Source organism: Streptomyces sp. NPDC006643 (genome assembly GCF_042870175.1).
Taxonomy (GTDB): domain Bacteria; phylum Actinomycetota; class Actinomycetes; order Streptomycetales; family Streptomycetaceae; genus Streptomyces.
This window is the reverse complement of sequence record NZ_JBIAHA010000003.1, coordinates 370,642-385,867: the sequence shown is the minus strand read 5'-3', so window position 1 is coordinate 385,867 and position 15,226 is coordinate 370,642. Positions and strand designations below refer to the sequence as shown.

20 protein-coding genes and 5 tRNA genes are annotated in these 15,226 nt (G+C 69.9%); 9 read left to right on the top strand and 16 right to left on the bottom strand.

Going from position 1 to position 15,226, the window contains the following annotated elements:
* The first annotated feature begins 162 nt into the window (after positions 1-162).
* Entirely contained in the window at positions 163-348 is a 186-nt protein-coding gene (gene rpmB, locus ACFYNU_RS06695; protein ID WP_003957616.1) for a 50S ribosomal protein L28, read from the top strand.
* Positions 349-455: 107 nt separating this feature from the next.
* On the opposite strand, the gene thiD is transcribed toward rpmB, so the two are convergent.
* Positions 456-1,283, bottom strand: a complete 828-nt coding sequence (gene thiD / locus ACFYNU_RS06690; RefSeq protein WP_356593881.1) for a bifunctional hydroxymethylpyrimidine kinase/phosphomethylpyrimidine kinase — start codon at positions 1,281-1,283, stop codon at positions 456-458.
* Positions 1,284-1,367: 84 nt separating this feature from the next.
* A complete protein-coding gene (locus tag ACFYNU_RS06685) occupies positions 1,368-2,330 on the bottom strand; it encodes a thiamine-phosphate kinase (protein WP_356593879.1) in 963 nt (320 codons plus the stop codon).
* Between the two features lie 261 nt (positions 2,331-2,591).
* Between ACFYNU_RS06685 and ACFYNU_RS06680 the strand changes: the two genes are divergently transcribed.
* Both ACFYNU_RS06680 and ACFYNU_RS06675 read left to right on the top strand, forming a co-directional pair.
* A complete protein-coding gene (locus ACFYNU_RS06680) occupies positions 2,592-2,825 on the top strand; it encodes an Lrp/AsnC ligand binding domain-containing protein (protein WP_354607567.1) in 234 nt (77 codons plus the stop codon).
* A gap of 20 nt (positions 2,826-2,845) precedes the next feature.
* On the top strand, positions 2,846-3,349 hold the full coding sequence (locus ACFYNU_RS06675; protein WP_388765323.1) for a DUF3515 domain-containing protein: 504 nt from the start codon (positions 2,846-2,848) through the stop codon (positions 3,347-3,349).
* 75 nt (positions 3,350-3,424) lie between these two features.
* Here ACFYNU_RS06675 and ACFYNU_RS06670 read toward each other — a convergent pair whose 3' ends face one another.
* From ACFYNU_RS06670 to ACFYNU_RS06660, 3 genes are read right to left on the bottom strand one after another with little or no spacing between them, the layout of a single operon-like run.
* Positions 3,425-4,582 (bottom strand): D-alanine--D-alanine ligase family protein, encoded by a 1,158-nt coding sequence (locus tag ACFYNU_RS06670; RefSeq protein WP_356593876.1) that lies wholly within the window; start codon positions 4,580-4,582, stop codon positions 3,425-3,427.
* Positions 4,583-4,616: 34 nt separating this feature from the next.
* Positions 4,617-5,618, bottom strand: a complete 1,002-nt coding sequence (locus ACFYNU_RS06665; RefSeq protein ID WP_356593874.1) for an NAD(P)H-dependent glycerol-3-phosphate dehydrogenase — start codon at positions 5,616-5,618, stop codon at positions 4,617-4,619.
* Positions 5,615-6,367 carry a lysophospholipid acyltransferase family protein gene (locus ACFYNU_RS06660; protein ID WP_356593872.1) on the bottom strand — a complete coding sequence of 251 codons (753 nt, stop codon included), beginning with the start codon at positions 6,365-6,367 and terminating at the stop codon, positions 5,615-5,617. Before ACFYNU_RS06660 ends, ACFYNU_RS06665 begins: the two co-directional genes overlap by 4 nt.
* Positions 6,368-6,555: 188 nt before the next feature.
* Here ACFYNU_RS06660 and cofC point away from each other — a divergent pair, with 188 nt between their 5' ends.
* Together cofC and ACFYNU_RS06650 are read left to right on the top strand one after the other, a co-directional pair.
* Positions 6,556-7,302, top strand: coding sequence for a 2-phospho-L-lactate guanylyltransferase (cofC, locus tag ACFYNU_RS06655; protein WP_356594021.1), 747 nt, complete (start codon positions 6,556-6,558; stop codon positions 7,300-7,302).
* A gap of 17 nt (positions 7,303-7,319) precedes the next feature.
* Positions 7,320-7,520 carry a hypothetical protein gene (locus tag ACFYNU_RS06650; protein ID WP_031229385.1) on the top strand — a complete coding sequence of 67 codons (201 nt, stop codon included), beginning with the start codon at positions 7,320-7,322 and terminating at the stop codon, positions 7,518-7,520.
* A 136-nt stretch (positions 7,521-7,656) separates the two neighbouring features.
* Here ACFYNU_RS06650 and ACFYNU_RS06645 read toward each other — a convergent pair whose 3' ends face one another.
* The 4 genes from ACFYNU_RS06645 to leuC form a co-directional block, all read right to left on the bottom strand.
* Positions 7,657-8,307, bottom strand: coding sequence for an HU family DNA-binding protein (locus tag ACFYNU_RS06645; protein ID WP_356593870.1), 651 nt, complete (start codon positions 8,305-8,307; stop codon positions 7,657-7,659).
* A 142-nt stretch (positions 8,308-8,449) separates the two neighbouring features.
* Positions 8,450-8,677 carry a hypothetical protein gene (locus ACFYNU_RS06640; protein WP_147878303.1) on the bottom strand — a complete coding sequence of 76 codons (228 nt, stop codon included), beginning with the start codon at positions 8,675-8,677 and terminating at the stop codon, positions 8,450-8,452.
* Between the two features lie 104 nt (positions 8,678-8,781).
* Positions 8,782-9,390, bottom strand: coding sequence for a 3-isopropylmalate dehydratase small subunit (leuD, locus tag ACFYNU_RS06635; protein ID WP_356593868.1), 609 nt, complete (start codon positions 9,388-9,390; stop codon positions 8,782-8,784).
* 6 nt (positions 9,391-9,396) lie between these two features.
* Positions 9,397-10,821: a 3-isopropylmalate dehydratase large subunit gene (gene leuC, locus ACFYNU_RS06630; protein WP_356593866.1), complete on the bottom strand. Its 1,425-nt coding sequence runs from the start codon at positions 10,819-10,821 to the stop codon at positions 9,397-9,399.
* Between the two features lie 182 nt (positions 10,822-11,003).
* On the opposite strand from leuC, the gene ndgR reads away from it, so the two are divergent.
* Positions 11,004-11,720 carry an IclR family transcriptional regulator NdgR gene (ndgR, locus tag ACFYNU_RS06625; RefSeq protein ID WP_023538406.1) on the top strand — a complete coding sequence of 239 codons (717 nt, stop codon included), beginning with the start codon at positions 11,004-11,006 and terminating at the stop codon, positions 11,718-11,720.
* A gap of 83 nt (positions 11,721-11,803) precedes the next feature.
* Here ndgR and ACFYNU_RS06620 read toward each other — a convergent pair whose 3' ends face one another.
* Positions 11,804-12,286, bottom strand: coding sequence for a DUF4188 domain-containing protein (locus ACFYNU_RS06620; RefSeq protein ID WP_356593864.1), 483 nt, complete (start codon positions 12,284-12,286; stop codon positions 11,804-11,806).
* 116 nt (positions 12,287-12,402) lie between these two features.
* Between ACFYNU_RS06620 and ACFYNU_RS06615 the strand changes: the two genes are divergently transcribed.
* Positions 12,403-13,068 carry a MerR family transcriptional regulator gene (locus ACFYNU_RS06615; protein ID WP_356593862.1) on the top strand — a complete coding sequence of 222 codons (666 nt, stop codon included), beginning with the start codon at positions 12,403-12,405 and terminating at the stop codon, positions 13,066-13,068.
* Between the two features lie 99 nt (positions 13,069-13,167).
* On the opposite strand, the gene ACFYNU_RS06610 is transcribed toward ACFYNU_RS06615, so the two are convergent.
* The 6 genes from ACFYNU_RS06610 to ACFYNU_RS06585 form a co-directional block, all read right to left on the bottom strand.
* Positions 13,168-13,240 (bottom strand) — tRNA-Glu (locus tag ACFYNU_RS06610).
* Between the two features lie 19 nt (positions 13,241-13,259).
* Positions 13,260-13,331, bottom strand: a tRNA-Gln gene (locus ACFYNU_RS06605).
* Positions 13,332-13,356: 25 nt separating this feature from the next.
* Positions 13,357-13,429 (bottom strand) — tRNA-Glu (locus ACFYNU_RS06600).
* A 61-nt stretch (positions 13,430-13,490) separates the two neighbouring features.
* Positions 13,491-13,563, bottom strand: a tRNA-Glu gene (locus ACFYNU_RS06595).
* A 19-nt stretch (positions 13,564-13,582) separates the two neighbouring features.
* A tRNA-Gln gene (locus ACFYNU_RS06590) sits at positions 13,583-13,654 on the bottom strand.
* Positions 13,655-13,743: 89 nt separating this feature from the next.
* Positions 13,744-14,466: an HAD family hydrolase gene (locus tag ACFYNU_RS06585; protein ID WP_356593860.1), complete on the bottom strand. Its 723-nt coding sequence runs from the start codon at positions 14,464-14,466 to the stop codon at positions 13,744-13,746.
* A 138-nt stretch (positions 14,467-14,604) separates the two neighbouring features.
* Here ACFYNU_RS06585 and ACFYNU_RS06580 point away from each other — a divergent pair, with 138 nt between their 5' ends.
* The gene (locus ACFYNU_RS06580) at positions 14,605-14,928 is read left to right on the top strand and encodes a DUF6247 family protein (protein ID WP_356593858.1); all 324 of its coding nucleotides are present in this window, start codon (positions 14,605-14,607) and stop codon (positions 14,926-14,928) included.
* A complete protein-coding gene (locus tag ACFYNU_RS06575; RefSeq protein ID WP_356593856.1) occupies positions 14,928-15,167 on the top strand; it encodes a hypothetical protein in 240 nt (79 codons plus the stop codon). Before ACFYNU_RS06580 ends, ACFYNU_RS06575 begins: the two co-directional genes overlap by 1 nt.
* The last annotated feature ends 59 nt before the right edge of the window (positions 15,168-15,226 follow it).

Here is a 15,226-nt window from a genome sequence, read left to right as displayed (position 1 = left end):
GGGTCCGGCCGTGGTAGTTTCGTTGAACCGGACGGGACGTTGTATGCTCCTCCGGTTGCCCGGCGAGAGTCGGGCCTTCTTCCCCGGCGCAGTCGATATCAGTCAATGATTCTGCCGCGCCGGAATTCACCGTAAGTGCATCTGAAGTCTTTGGAGTGACCCGTGGCTGCCAACTGCGACGTCTGCGGCAAGGGGCCGGGCTTCGGCAACAACATTTCGCACTCGCACCGCCGTACGTCCCGTCGCTGGAACCCGAACATCCAGCGCGTGCGTGCCGTGGTCGGTCGGACGCCGAAGCGGCTCAACGTCTGCACATCGTGCATCAAGGCCGGCAAGGTCTCGCGCTGACGTTCTCGTCGTAGCGCAGCCCCTGCGGTTGCCTTGAAAGCCGGTCCACCTCGGTGGACCGGCTTTTTGTCGTGCCCAACTGCCGCACCGTGTTCGGGTGGTTGACGTCAGCGGAAGCGCCAGGCGTGGTCCACGGGGCCGATGCCGGTGCCCAGCGGGAAGCCGGTGACGATGGCGCCCGTCACATACTCTTTCGCGGCGACGACGGCCTCCAGGACCCCCTGCCCCGTCCCCAGTCCCGCCGCGATCGCCGAGGCGAGCGTGCAGCCGGTGCCATGCGTGTGACGGTTGTCGTGACGCGGCGCGCGCAGCCAGTGCTCCTCGCTGCCGTCGGTCAGCAGATCCACGGCGTCCCCGGGCAGATGCCCACCCTTGATAAGCACCCAGCGGGGCCCGAAGGTGAGCATGGCTCCCGCGCCGCGCCGCATCTCCTCCTCGTCCCGCACCCGCACACCGGTCAGCTGGGCCACCTCGTCGAGGTTGGGGGTGGCGACGGTCGCCATCGGCAGCAGCTTCTCGCGTACGGAGTCCAGCGCCGACGCCGCGAGCAGCGGGTCCCCGTGCTTGGAGACCCCGACAGGATCGACCACCACGGGGGCGTCGGTCTCCGCGAGGAGTTCGGCGACGGTCTCCACCAGCGCCGCCGACGCGAGCATGCCGGTCTTGACGGCCTGGACGCCGATGTCGTCCACGACGCTGCGGTACTGGGCCCGTACCGCCTCCACGGGCAACTCCCAAGCGCCTTGCACGCCGCGCGAGTTCTGTGCCGTGACGGCCGTGAGCACGCTCATGCCGTGCACACCGAACGCCAGCATGGTCTTGAGGTCCGCCTGGATGCCCGCACCGCCGCCGGAGTCGGACCCGGCGACGGTGAGGACACGGGCCGGCGCGCGGGCGGGCCCGTCGGGCACGGCGGACTCGGGGGATATCGGCATGCCCCGAATCTACTGGGCCGCCGGACCACGCGATCCGTCGAGCCCCCAGGTCATGTCCGGAAAGTCCGGTCCGCCGGACAGGAGCTAGGCGGAGTCGCCGAAGTGGTCCCAGCCGCCCTTGCTCGTCCACGGTGCCCCGTCCACCGTCACCTGCGGCAGCGCCGACGGGTTGAGTACCTCGCCGATCACCTTCCACCGCGCGGGCAGCTTGGCGTCCGGCGGGAACGTCGCGACGATCGCGTGGTCCTCTCCCCCGGTCAGCACCCACTGGAGCGGATCCACGCCCACCGCCTGCCCGATGTCGTTCATCTGCGACGGGATGTCGATGAGCCCCGAGCGCAGATCGATACGGACCTTGCTGGCGTCCGCGATGTGCCCGAGGTCGGCGACGAGGCCGTCGCTCACGTCCGTCATCGCCGTGGCACCGAGGCCCGCCGCCGCCGGTCCCGCGTGGTACGGCGGTTCGGGCCGCCGGTGCGCCTCGACGAAGGCACGCGGTGACCGGAATCCGCGCGACAGCACCGCGTGCCCGGCCGCCGACCAGCCCAACCACCCGGTGTACGCGACGACATCGCCCGGCTGCGCGCCCGCCCTGGTCACCGGTTCGCGGTTGCGCAGATCGCCGAGCGCGGTGATCGCGAGGGTGATCGTCTCGCCCCGTACGACGTCACCGCCGACGACCGCGGCGCCCGCGACCTGGCACTCGTCGCGGATGCCGTCCATCAGCTCGGTGGGCCAGGTGACCGGGAGTTCGGCCGGGACGACGAGTCCGAGCAGCAGCGCGGTCGGCACCGCCCCCATCGCCGCGATGTCGGCGAGGTTCTGTGCGGCGGCCTTCCTGCCCACGTCGTACGCGGTCGACCAGTCGCGGCGGAAGTGCCGCCCCTCCAGGAGGACGTCCGTACTCGCCACGACCCTGCGGTCGGGTGCGGCCACCACCGCGGCGTCGTCGCCCGGCCCGAGCCGGACCGCCGGGGTGGTGGTGAGCCGGGACGTGAGCTCCCTGATGAGTCCGAACTCCCCCAACTCGCCCACGGTGCCCTTCACCGAGTCCCACCTCTCGTCGTGCGGCCGGCGATTCCGGCCGGCCTGCTTGTCCGGCCGGTGTCCCGGCCGCTGCGTCGGCTGCGCGCCCGCGGTCGCGGACCGTCACCGCTCTCGGTACGTCGACGCGTACGTCAACTTCACTGCTCCGTAGGTCACGCCGTCGGTGCCGCCGTACGCGCGGGTCTCCCCGCGGCACTGGGTGACGCGATACCGTGGCGTCCCTTCCCCCCACAAGATCCTCGTGGCCGCCCTGGAGGTTCCGTGGTACAGGCGTACATCCTTATTCAGACCGAGGTGGGCAAGGCGACGACCGTCGCCGAGACCATCGCGAAGATCCCTGGAGTGATACAGGCCGAGGACGTCACCGGCCCCTATGACGTGATCGTGCGCGCCCAGTCCGACACCGTGGACGACCTCGGCCGCATGGTGGTCGCGAAAGTCCAGCAAGTGGACGGCATCACCCGCACCCTGACCTGCCCGGTCGTGCACCTGTAGCCCCCGTCTACGCTTGGCCGGTGACCCTTCCGCTGCGCAGGCTATCCGGCCCCCGATTCGCCCGCCTGCCCGCCGTCCCCGTGCTCGTGCTCGTGCTCGTGCTCGCCGTGACCGTCGGCTGCTCCTCCACGGACGCCCCGGCCTCGGTCTCGGTTCCCAGTCCTCCGGCGGAGGAGATGGCGTTCTGCCGCGCGCTGGACAAGGAGTTGCCGAAGACCGTCGCGGGGCACGACCGCGGTGACCCCGAGCCGAGTTCCGTCACCACCGCCGGGTGGGGGGACGCCGCGATCGTATTGCGGTGCGGCGTCCCCCGGCCCGAGCGGATGAGCGACCCCCAGGCGAAGGGCGTGGACGTGGACGGCGTCAACTGGCTGCTGGAGGAACGGGATTCGGGGCCCCGGTTCACCACCACGTACCGCAAGACGTATGTCGAGGTCACGCTGGGCGAGCAGTATCTGCACGACATCGGTCCGCTGTCGGACCTCGCGGCACCGGTCGCCGACACGGTGCCGCCGAGCCTCTGAGCCGCCTGTGCCGAGCCCCACGGGCCCCGCACAGACGCCGCACGGACGTCGCGCCGAACGGAACGCGTCGTCCCCTCAGCGCAGTCCGGTCGGACGGCGCAGCGCCGCCTCGATCAGCCGGTCGATCAGCTCCGCGTAGCCGACGCCGCTCTCCTGCCACATCCGCGGGTACATCGAGATCGGCGTGAAGCCCGGCATCGTGTTGATCTCGTTGATGACGAACCCGCCGTCCTCCGTAAGGAAGAAGTCCGCGCGGACAAGCCCCTCGCAGGACACGGCGTCGTACGCCTCCACGGCGAGCCGCTGGACCTCGGCCGTCTGCTCCTCTGTAAGAGGCGCGGGCACCAGGCCGGCCGCGGCGTCGATGTACTTCGCCTCGAAGTCGTAGAACTCGTGCGACGTGACGGGCGGGATCTCGGCCGGCACACTCGCGCGCGGCCCGTCCTCGAACTCCAGTACCCCGCACTCGATCTCCCGGCCGCGCAGCAGCGACTCGACCAGGATCTTCGGGTCGTGGCGCTGCGCCTCCTCGATCGCGTCCTCCAGCCCCTCCAGGGCGTCGACCTTGGTGATGCCCATGGAGGAACCGGCGCGTGCGGGCTTCACGAAGATCGGCCAGCCGTGCTCGGCGGCGAAGTCCACGATCTTCTTACGGGCGCCGGAGGGGTCCTGCCGCCACTCGCGCGGGCGGATCACCTCGTACGGCCCGACGGGCAGCCCGTACGAGAGGAACACCCGCTTCATGTACTCCTTGTCCTGGCCGACGGCCGACGCCAGGACGCCCGCGCCGACGTACGGGACACCGGACAGCTCCAACAGCCCCTGGAGGGTGCCGTCCTCGCCGTACGGGCCGTGCAGCACGGGGAAGACGACGTCGACCTCGCCGAGCGCCTTGGGCACGGAGCCCTGCTCGCTGTAGACGACCTCCCGGTTGCCCGGGTCGACGGAGAGGACGACGCCGCCCTCCGTGGACTCGGCCAGTTCCTCGACGCTCGGCAGCCGGCGGTCGGCGATGCCCATGCGGTCCGGTTCGTCGGCGGTGAGCGCCCAGCGGCCGTCCGTGGTGATGCCGATGGGCAGCACCTCGTACTTCGTACGGTCGATGGAGCGCAGCACGGCGCCGGCCGTGACCACCGAGATGGCGTGCTCGGAGCTCCGGCCGCCGAAGACGACCGCCACGCGCGGCTTGCGGAGCTGCTGCTCAGGGCTCTGGGGGAGGTTCTCGCTGCTCATATCGCGATGAGGTTACCTGCTGTCCGGCGCCGAGTCAGCGGCGTTCGGGCTTGGCGCTGCGCGCCATCAGCTCCTTCACCGCGACGAGCGGGGGCTTCCCCTCGTGGACGATGCTCACGACGGTTTCGGTGATCGGCATGTCGACACCGTGCCGCTGGGCCAGATCCAGCACCGACTGGCAGGACTTGACGCCCTCCGCGGTCTGCTTGCTCGCCGCGATCGTCTGCTCCAGTGTCATGCCGCGTCCGAGGTTGGTGCCGAAGGTGTGGTTGCGCGAGAGCGGCGAGGAACACGTCGCGATCAGATCGCCCATTCCGGCGAGTCCGGAGAAGGTGTGCGGGTCGGCGCCCATCGCCAGCCCCAGGCGGGTGGTTTCGGCGAGGCCGCGCGTCATCAGCGACGCCTTGGTGTTGTCGCCGAGTCCCATACCGTCGGCGATGCCGACGGCGAGCCCGATGACGTTCTTGACGGCGCCGCCGAGTTCGCAGCCGACCACGTCGGTGTTCGTGTACGGGCGGAAGTACGGCGTGTGGCAGGCGGCCTGGAGCCGGTTGGCGACGGCCTCGTCGGTGCACGCGACGACGGCGGCGGCGGGCTGTCTGGCGGCGATCTCCCCGGCGAGGTTGGGGCCGGTGAGGACGGCGACGCGGTCGGCCGGTGCCTTGGCGACCTCCCCGATCACCTCGCTCATGCGCTTCGCGGTGCCCAGTTCGACGCCCTTCATCAGGGAGACGAGGACGGTGTCCGACGGCAGCAGCGAGGACCACTGGGCGAGATTGGCGCGCAGGGTCTGGGACGGGATGGTGATGACGGTGAACTCGGCGTCCCTGGCGGCCTCCGCGGGGTCGGTCGTGGCCCGCACGGAGGAGGGCAGCTCGACGCCCGGGAGATAGTCCGGGTTGGCGCGGGTGTTGTTGACAGCGTCGACGACCTCGGGGCGGCGGGCCCAGAGAGTCACCTCGCATCCCGCGTCCGCGAGAATCATGGCGAACGCCGTTCCCCACGATCCCGTCCCGAAGACCGCGACGCGCGTCACTTCAACCCCTCTTCCGCGGCCTTGCGCCGCTCCTCTTCCAGAACCTTGCGGTGGTCGTACGGTGCGGCGGGAACCGGCTCGCCGCGTAGTTCGGCGAGCAGTTCGGTGATCGCCGCCATGATGACCTCGGTGACCTCGCGGAGAACCTCGGGCGTCGGGTCCTGGCCGTGGAACCGGGAGAGGTCGATCGCCGGGCCGGCCTTCACGCGCAGCGTCTTGCGCGGAAAGAGACGGACCTTGTTCTCCTTGGCGTACGGCGGTATCACCAGATTGGCGCCCCACTGGGCGACGGGAATGACCGGCGCCTTTGTAAGGAGGGCGACGCGCGCCGCACCGGTCTTGCCGGTCATCGGCCACATGTCGGGGTCGCGGGTGAGGGTGCCTTCGGGATAGAAGGCGACGCATTCCCCGCGCTCGATGGCGTTCACCGCGGCCCGGAATGCGTCCAGGGCGTTGGAGCTCTCGCGATAGACGGGAATCTGTCCGGTGCCGCGGAGCATCATGCCGACGAAAGGCACGTCGAAGAGCCCCGCCTTGGCGAGGAGTCGCGGCACCCGGCCGCTGTTGTACTGGAAGTGTCCGTAGGAGAGTGGGTCCAGAGCCGAGTTGTGGTTGACCACGGTGATGAATCCGCCGTCGGCCGGAATGTGTTCCATTCCCCGCCAGTCCCGCTTGAACAGAACGATCAACGGAGGTTTCGCGATGACCGCTGCCAGGCGGTACCAGAAGCCGATTCTGGGGCGGGACACGCGGACACCTTTCTCTGTGGCCTGGCTTGGGCCGGCCCTGGCTGCTGGGGGTCAAGTGTCGCCCCAGGCCTCTGCTCTGTCGAGGAACACCGTACGCCCCGGCCCATGAGCCGAACCCGCGGGTTCAATCGGCCATTCCCGGGGCGTGCTCCGCCCCGTACCGCACCGTGCGGCGCGATCGGGCCACAATAGAGTGCCGAACGCTCAAGGACGGAGAGCCCGCCACGAACACCGACCCGACCCACTCCTGGTCCCTGGTCGTCCCGCTCAAGCCGCTCGTGGTGGCCAAGAGCAGGCTCGCCAGGTCGACGGGCGATCTGCTGCGGCCCCAGTTGGCGCTGGCGTTCGCGCAGGACACCGTCGCCGCGGCGCTGGCCTGCCACGTCGTACGCGACGTCGTGGTCGTCACCGACGACCCGCTGGCGACGGCCGAACTGACGGCGCTGGGCGCGCGCACCGTCCCCGACAGTCCGGCGGCCGGGCTCAACGCCGCGCTGGCGCACGGCGCGCGGGCGGTCAGGGCGGACCGGCCGGACGCCGCCGTCGCGGCCCTCAACGCCGATCTGCCCGCGCTGCGGCCCGCGGACCTGGCGCGGGTGCTCAACGCGGCCGGTGATTTTCCGCGCGCATTTCTCGCGGACGCCGCCGAAATCGGTACGACTTTGCTGGCCGCGCGGCCGGGATCGGAATTGAATCCGGCATTCGGCGGCCCTTCGCGGCTCCGGCATTTGTCCTCGGGCGCCGCGGAAATTGTGCTGGCCGGAGTGGATTCCGTACGCCGGGATGTCGATACGGGAGAGGATCTGCTGGCCGCCGCCGCCCTGGGCCTCGGCCCGTACACGGAGTCGCGTCACACGGAGTCGCGCCACACGGCGGCCGGCCCCGTCCCCGGGCTTGTCACCGACCCGGTCTGCGGGGCGCGGCAGGGATGCTGACCGATACGCTGGCGGGCATGCAGGCGACCGCGTACACCTTCGAATCCGAGACCCGCAGCGGCAGTGTGCTGCTCGACGACGGGACTCCGGTGGACTTCGACGCCGCCGCGTTCGACGCGGGCGGTCTGCGGCTGTTGCGGCCCGGCCAGCGGGTCCGTATCGAACGCGCGGGCGGGGACAGCGGGAACATCACCCTGGTGACGCTCCAGACCCTCTGAGAGCCGTCGAACGCCTCCCACGCCCCGCGCACGTCCGCCCCGTCCCGGGCGGCGACCGCCGGACACAACGCCGCGGGCCGGGCTCCCCGAGGGGAGCCCGGCCCGGCGCGTGAGTGGCCCTACGGCCTCGTACCGCTTACTTGTTCCTCGCGGTGGCCTTCTTGGCGGTGGTCGTACGCGCGGCCACCTTTCGGGCGGGCGCCTTCTTGGCGGTCGCCTTCTTGGCCGGCGCGGTCTTCTTCGCCGTGGCCTTCTTGGCCGCGCTCGTCTTCTTGGCGGTGGCCTTCTTGGCGGTCGCGGTCTTCTTCGTGGCCGTCTTCTTGGCGGCGGCCGAGGTCTTCTTGACGGTCCTCTTCGCGGTCGCGGTCTTACGGGTGGCGGTCTTCTTCGCCGTCGCCTTCTTGGCGGTGGCCTTCTTGGCCGCGGCCTTGGCGGTCGTACGGGTGGAAGAACCGCCCGAGAGGCTGCCCTTGGGCGCCTTCTTGACGGCCACGTCGTTCTTGGGAAGCTTCTTCGAGCCGCTCACCAGGTCCTTGAAGCCCTGTCCCGCGCGGAAACGCGGCACCGACGTCTTCTTGACCCGGACCCGCTCACCGGTCTGCGGGTTACGGGCGTAACGCGCCGGCCGGTCGACCTTCTCGAACGAACCGAAACCGGTGACCGATACCCGCTCACCCGCGACTACGGCGCGGACAACAGCGTCCAGTACCGCGTCGACGGCGTCGGCCGCCTGCTGGCGACCTCCGACCTTGTCCGCAATTGCTTCTACGAGCTGCGCCTTGTTCACGTCTTCCCCTTCGGAGACATTGCCAGAACGAAAGTGTTCAAGCTTTTCCGCACGTTAGGCAGATATATACCGCAAATCAAACACGAAACGGGCTAATCACCCTAGTGCCGCAACGAAGTCGACCCCGCGGAGTTCCGCGGCTTCAGTCGCCTTGCGGGAATCGACCCTCGTCGAGGTCCTTCATCAGGCGGTCCAGACGACGTGCCGCGTCTAAGAGATCGTGTTTGGCCGCGGCCGTGATGACCAGCAGCTTCCGGGTCAGCGCCATCCGTACGCCCTCCGGGACTTGCAGTGCGCGCACCCTTGTGTGCGCTTCCTTGAGCCGGTCCGCGACCACTCCGTAAAGCTCGAGTTGGCTGTCGCGTTCCATGCACCGATTGTGCCATCTGGGGCGAGTTGTCGCCCGGCGGGGTCTCAACAAGGCACTGCGCCCCCTACCGGGAGGCAGAGGGCGCAGGCGGGGAAAAGCGCTGATCAGACGGCAATTGTGCGGGGTTTGAAGGACGGTCGGGAGGCTTCGTAGGAAGCGATGTCCGCTTCGTTCTTCAGGGTGAGACCGATGTCGTCGAGGCCGTTGAGGAGACGCCAGCGGGCATTCTCGTCCAGCTCGAAATCGGCGGTCACCGTTGCTCCGTCGGGGCCCTCGGCGCGTACCTGACGCGCTTCGAGGTCCACCGTCACCGTCGCGGTGGGGTGCGCCTCGGTCAGTTCCCAGAGGTGGTCGACGACGCGCTGCTCCAGAACGACGGTCAGCAGACCGTTCTTGAGGGAGTTGCCGCGGAAGATGTCGGCGAACCGGGAGGAGATGACGGCGCGGAAGCCGAAGTTCTGGAGCGCCCACACGGCGTGTTCGCGTGAGGAGCCGGTACCGAAGTCGGATCCGGCGATCAGCACCGAGGCGCCCTGCCGCTCGGGCCGGTTGAGGACGAAGTCCGGGTCCTTGCGCCAGGCCTCGAAGAGTCCGTCCTCGAAACCGTCGCGCGTGACCTTCTTCAGCCAGTGGGCCGGAATGATCTGGTCGGTGTCGACGTTGCTGCGGCGCAGCGGGACGGCCCGGCCGGTGTGTGTGGTGAATGCGTCCATGACGGCTCAGGCCTCCACGGGGGTGCGGGTGTCGGACAGGTCGGCGGGCGAGGCCAGATGGCCCAGCACGGCGGTGGCGGCGGCCACCTGCGGCGAGACGAGGTGGGTCCGGCCGCCCTTGCCCTGCCTGCCCTCGAAGTTGCGGTTCGAGGTGGACGCGGAGCGCTCACCGGGCGCGAGTTGGTCGGGGTTCATGCCCAGACACATCGAGCAGCCCGCGTGCCGCCATTCGGCGCCCGCGCCGGTGAAGACCTTGTCCAGGCCCTCGGCGACGGCCTGGAGCGCGACCCGTACGGAGCCGGGGACCACCAGCATGCGTACGCCGTCGGCGACTTTGCGGCCTTCCAGGATCGAGGCGGCCGAGCGCAGGTCCTCGATACGGCCGTTGGTGCACGAACCTACGAAGACGGTGTCCACGTTGATGTCGCGCAGCGCCTGCCCGGCGGTCAACCCCATGTACTCCAAGGCCTTTTCGGCGGCGAGCCGCTCCGAAGCGTCCTCGTACGAAGCGGGGTCGGGGACGTTGGTCGACAGGGGCGCGCCCTGGCCGGGGTTGGTGCCCCAGGTGACGAACGGGGCCAGTTCCGTGGCGTCGATGAAGACCTCGGCGTCGAAGACGGCGTCGTCGTCGGTGCGCAGCGTCCGCCAGTACTCGACCGCGGCGTCCCAGTCCGCTCCTTCGGGGGCGTGGTCGCGGCCCTGGAGGTAGTCGAAGGTGATCTGGTCCGGGGCGATCATGCCCGCCCTGGCGCCGGCCTCGATCGACATGTTGCAGATGGTCATGCGGGCTTCCATCGAGAGCTTCTCGATGGCGGAGCCGCGGTATTCGAGGATGTAACCCTGGCCGCCGCCGGTGCCGATGCGGGCGATGACGGCGAGGATCAGGTCCTTGGCCGTGACGTCGGCGGGCAGTTCGCCCTCGACGGTGATGGCCATGGTGCGGGGGCGGGCGAGCGGCAGTGTCTGGGTGGCCAGGACGTGCTCGACCTGGCTGGTGCCGATACCGAAGGCCAGCGCGCCGAAGGCGCCGTGGGTGGAGGTGTGGCTGTCGCCGCACACGACGGTGGTGCCGGGCTGGGTCAGTCCCAGCTGCGGGCCCACGACATGCACGACGCCCTGCTCGACGTCGCCCAGCGGGTGGAGGCGTACGCCGAAGTCCGCGCAGTTCTTGCGCAGCGTCTCCAGCTGGACGCGTGAGACGGGGTCGGCGATCGGCTTGTCGATGTCGATCGTCGGGGTGTTGTGGTCCTCGGTCGCGATGGTGAGGTCGAGCCGCCGCACCTGCCGGCCGTTCTGGCGCAGGCCGTCGAAGGCCTGCGGGCTCGTCACCTCGTGCAGCAGGTGCAGATCGATGAAGAGAAGGTCGGGCTCGCCCTCGGCGCGCCGGACGACATGGTCGTCCCAGACCTTCTCCGCGAGTGTCCTACCCATCGCTTTCCCTTCGGCCGGCAGCGCCGCCGGCAGTCCTGGAGATTTGTGGGGCCCACGCCGGTGTCCCGCGTGCCCGCGTCAGCCGCGAACCCGCGTTCGTGGACGGGCCCGTCCGTACAGGGTGGCAAGTTCCCTGGAAAATTGAACTTGCGTTTCACAGAGTGAGACGCGAGTATCGTTTCATGGACAACTCTAGCGGCGTCGGCGTTCTCGACAAGGCAGCTCTGGTACTGAGCGCCCTGGAGTCCGGTCCGGCCACCCTCGCCGGGCTGGTCGCTGCGACCGGGCTCGCACGACCCACGGCCCACCGGCTGGCCGTGGCCCTGGAACACCACCGGATGGTGGCGAGGGACATGCAGGGCCGGTTCATCCTCGGCCCGCGGCTGGCCGAGCTGGCGGCGGCGGCCGGCGAGGACCGGCTGCTGGCGACGGCGGGGCCGGTGCTCACGCATCTGCGCGACGTGACCGGGGAGAGCGCGCAGCTCTACCGGCGACAGGGCGACATGCGGATCTGTGTGGCAGCCGCCGAGCGGCTGTCCGGACTGCGGGACACGGTGCCCGTGGGCTCCACGCTCACCATGAAGGCGGGCTCGTCGGCGCAGATCCTGATGGCCTGGGAGGAGCCGGAGCGGCTGCACCGCGGCCTCCAGGGGGCGCGGTTCACGGCCACGGCGCTCTCCGGGGTACGGCGACGGGGCTGGGCCCAGTCGATCGGCGAGCGGGAGCCGGGCGTCGCCTCGGTCTCGGCGCCGGTGCGCGGGCCGTCGAACCGGGTCGTCGCCGCGGTGTCGGTGTCCGGTCCGATCGAGCGCCTGAGCCGGCACCCGGGGCGGATGCACGCCCAGGCGATCATCGACGCGGCCGGGCGGCTGTCGGAGGCGCTGCGCCGCTCCAGCTGACCGTTCGGGGGCGGTCGTCCGGCCGCGCCGACGGCATAGCGCGGCTGCCCAACTCCCGCCCCCGTTGTGCGGAGTTGGCGGCGTCAGGCGCCCAAGCGGTCGGCCGCGCGCTCGCCCCGGCGGCCGACGGGGACGACCTCCGTGGCCGCGCCGAGGCCGAACGCCGGCATGTTGATGTAGATGCTCTCGTACGAGCCCGCCGGGACGACGTACGTCTCGTGCCAGAAGCCCACCTTGCCCTTGCCGGCACGCACCCGGCGGTTGAACTCCGTCCACGCGGGGCGGTGTTCGCCGTCCTGCGCGGAGGCGTACGCGAGCAGCTGCTCCTTCGAGTCCCAGTACTGGACGACGTAGAGCACCCGCGGGAGGCCCAGCAGTGACTGGACGCCGAGAAGCCCGCGGCCCTTGTCGCGCGACAGCTCCCTGAGCATCCTCGGCATGGCCGTGAACACCGGCCACCAGCTGCGCAGGGCGCGGAAGTTGTTGATGCGCATCCCGACGACGAAGACGACGATGTCACCCTCGGCGGCGGCGGTCATGCGACCCTCGATCAGCTTCGCACTCATGACGTTCCCCCTGTTTCCGGCCGCGCGAAGGCGGCGGTACGGGCGGCGACTCCCTTTGGAGAGTGCCACTATCCATGATTGGATAGTGGCACTCTCCAAGGGATGGTGCAAGCGGTATGCGGATGGCCGAGCTGAGTGAGCGCAGTGGGATTCCCACCGCCACGATCAAGTACTACCTGCGGGAGGGGCTGCTCAGGCCGGGGCACCGCGTCACCGCCACCCAGTCCGCGTACGACGACGGGCATCTGCGCCGGCTGCGCCTGGTCCGCGCGCTGATACAGGTCGGCCGGATGCCGGTCGCCACCGCGCGCGAGGTTCTCGCGGCGATCGAGGACGAGTCGATCGACCACCACATGCGCCTGGGCGCCGCCATCGCGGCGCTGCCCAGCGACGGGGCGCTGGACGCCGCGTTCGAGGCCGACGAGCTGGACGAGGCGACGCGGGCGGCGCGGGGGCGCGCGGAGGAGCTGTTCGCGGAGCTGGGCTGGACGCACGCGCCGGCAAGAGGCGCCTCGGAGGCGGCGTACCGCGTCCTGGTGGGGGCCATCGCCGGGCTGTCCAGGACCGGCTATCCGTGCGAGGTGGCGGACCTGCTGCCGTACGGGCGGCTCGCGGACCAACTCGGCGTGACCGACATCGACATGGTGGAGCGGTACGGGGACCCGTACGAGCAGGTGGAGGCGGCGGTGGCGCTCACCGTGCTGTACGAGCCGGTGTTGCTCAGCCTGCGCCGGCTGGCGGAGGCCGAGGAGTCAAACCGGCGCTACAGTTCCGGGAGTTGAGCGCGGCAGGCCCGGGAGAGCAGACCCGGAGACCGGGCTCGCAGAAGATCCTGGACACGGAGAAGGCCCTCCGCGATCGCGGAGGGCCTTGTCGTCACGTACCCCCGACCGGATTCGAACCGGCGCTACCGCCTTGAGAGGGCGGCGTGCTAGGCCGCTACACAACGGGGGCTAGCTGGTGGAGCGTTGAGCTGGGCTACCAGGACTCGAACCTAGAACAACGGAACCAGAAACCGTCGTGTTGCCAATTACACCATAGCCCAAGGTGGTTCAGACTTTCGTACTGCGTACCCCCGACCGGATTCGAACCGGCGCTACCGCCTTGAGAGGGCGGCGTGCTAGGCCGCTACACAACGGGGGCCCTAGCGATCCTGCATCGACATGTCCGGGTGCGACCCGAAGAGATCGGAGAGAAGGATCTGTACCCCCGACCGGATTCGAACCGGCGCTACCGCCTTGAGAGGGCGGCGTGCTAGGCCGCTACACAACGGGGGCGTTGCAGAAGAACTCTGCGCTGGGCTACCAGGACTCGAACCTAGACTAACGGAACCAGAAACCGTCGTGCTGCCAATTACACCATAGCCCACCAAAACTCAACCCCCGAAGTGGGGGTTTTGTTTGGGTTTGCGCTTTCCGGCCAGACCTTGCGGTCTCTGGGGCGGCGCAGGAAGAACATTACCCGATGGGGGACGGCGCTCCAAAACGAGTATCACCGCGCAGCAGAGCGGGCAGGCGGTCCAGATCGGTGATCGTCACCAGCTCGGGGCGCCCGCCGAGCCGCCCCCGGTCGAGCCAGACTCCGGCCAGTCCGGCGGCGGTGGCGCCGGAGGCGTCGATGTCCGGTTCGTTCCCCACGTAGGCGACTTCGGCGGGGGCGAGTTCCAGGGCGTCGCAGGCCGCGTGGAAGGCGGCGGCGGCGGGCTTGGAGACACCCAGCTCGGCGGCGCACAGGACGGTCTCGAAGTAGTCCCGTACACCGAGGACGCGGAGCTTGCGGTCCTGGTTGCGGATGCTCGAATTGGACAGGACGGCCTGGCGGTAGTCGGGGGCCAGTGAGTCCAGCGCGGCGAGGGCGTCGGGGAAGAGCTTCCAGGCGGACTCGTAGTGCGCGACGTAGCGGTCGAACCAGGCGTCGGCGTCGTCGTCGCTCAGTTCCTCCGTACCGAGGAACTGCCGGACGCGGTCGCGTCGCTGTCCCTGGAAGGTGGTCGCGCCGTCGGCGAAGCGCAGCCACTGGATGTCGGTGATCTCGCGCCAGTGCGTGAGCGCCTGGTCGACGGTGCCGAAGCGGCCGGCGAGCCCTTCGGCCGCGAGATGCAGCCGCATGCCGGCGCGGTCGGCGGTGGTGTAGTCGAAGAGGGTGTCGTCGATGTCCCAGACGACGGCGCGGATCGGCATACGACGACGGTACCGGGGCGGCGCGCCGCGGGCCCTGTCCTTCGTACGGATGACCAGCGCCGGTCGGGCACCGTGCCCGGTGGCGGACACGGCCTAGCATGACGGTCCCGTTCACCAGACCCGTCGAGGGAGTTGATCATGGTCGCTGAAGTGGACCCGGAGGCCTGCGAGAGAACTCCGGAGGCCGTTCGCGCGGCGTTGCAGCGGCGTCCCGACTGGTTGCGGGCCTTCGAACAGGACTGGCTGAGCGCGGCGGCCGACTTCGACGGGGCGGCTCTGGACGGCGTCGTGGACAAGTGGTTCCCCTTCGCCTGCGCCTGCGCGACCCCGGGATACCTGGACGACGTCGAGCACACGATCAAGCGCATGACCGAGGGCGACACCGGGGGCATGGTCTTCCGGGACGCGGAAGGCAGGGCGTACGACGCCGAGAACAACCCGGTGGACGCGAGGGGGCTCTGATGAGCGCGTACGCGATCCGGTACGCGGATCGGGCGGCCCGGTGCAGGGCCACGTTGACCGGGCCCCAACTCGTGGCGTTGGCGGCCCTGGAGAAGCGGCTCGCCGTCAATCCGTACGGGCCGCCGGCGACGAGCAACCGGGACAACAGCTGGTCAGCGGCGTTCGCGGGTGGTTTCGTGACGTACGTGGTGTCGAACCGGCACGTCGTGATCAACGTCGTCGACCTCGTGGCGCTCTGAGCACCGCGCCGAGGCCCCGGCCCATGGCTAAGGGGGCGGCCCACCCGGCCGCCCCCTTA

What these genes read in the sequence shown, in the direction of transcription:
- thiD (WP_356593881.1), bottom strand. Translation starts at nt 1,283, where the DNA reads ATGCCGATATCCCCCGAGTCCGCCGTGCCCGACGGGCCCGCCCGCGCG.
- ACFYNU_RS06670 (WP_356593876.1), bottom strand. Translation starts at nt 4,582, where the DNA reads ATGAGCAGCGAGAACCTCCCCCAGAGCCCTGAGCAGCAGCTCCGCAAG.
- ACFYNU_RS06650 (WP_031229385.1), top strand. Translation starts at nt 7,320, where the DNA reads ATGCAGGCGACCGCGTACACCTTCGAATCCGAGACCCGCAGCGGCAGT.
- ACFYNU_RS06640 (WP_147878303.1), bottom strand. Translation starts at nt 8,677, where the DNA reads ATGGAACGCGACAGCCAACTCGAGCTTTACGGAGTGGTCGCGGACCGG.
- leuD (WP_356593868.1), bottom strand. Translation starts at nt 9,390, where the DNA reads ATGGACGCATTCACCACACACACCGGCCGGGCCGTCCCGCTGCGCCGC.
- leuC (WP_356593866.1), bottom strand. Translation starts at nt 10,821, where the DNA reads ATGGGTAGGACACTCGCGGAGAAGGTCTGGGACGACCATGTCGTCCGG.
- ndgR (WP_023538406.1), top strand. Translation starts at nt 11,004, where the DNA reads ATGGACAACTCTAGCGGCGTCGGCGTTCTCGACAAGGCAGCTCTGGTA.
- ACFYNU_RS06620 (WP_356593864.1), bottom strand. Translation starts at nt 12,286, where the DNA reads ATGAGTGCGAAGCTGATCGAGGGTCGCATGACCGCCGCCGCCGAGGGT.
- ACFYNU_RS06615 (WP_356593862.1), top strand. Translation starts at nt 12,403, where the DNA reads ATGCGGATGGCCGAGCTGAGTGAGCGCAGTGGGATTCCCACCGCCACG.
- ACFYNU_RS06585 (WP_356593860.1), bottom strand. Translation starts at nt 14,466, where the DNA reads ATGCCGATCCGCGCCGTCGTCTGGGACATCGACGACACCCTCTTCGAC.
- ACFYNU_RS06580 (WP_356593858.1), top strand. Translation starts at nt 14,605, where the DNA reads ATGGTCGCTGAAGTGGACCCGGAGGCCTGCGAGAGAACTCCGGAGGCC.
- ACFYNU_RS06575 (WP_356593856.1), top strand. Translation starts at nt 14,928, where the DNA reads ATGAGCGCGTACGCGATCCGGTACGCGGATCGGGCGGCCCGGTGCAGG.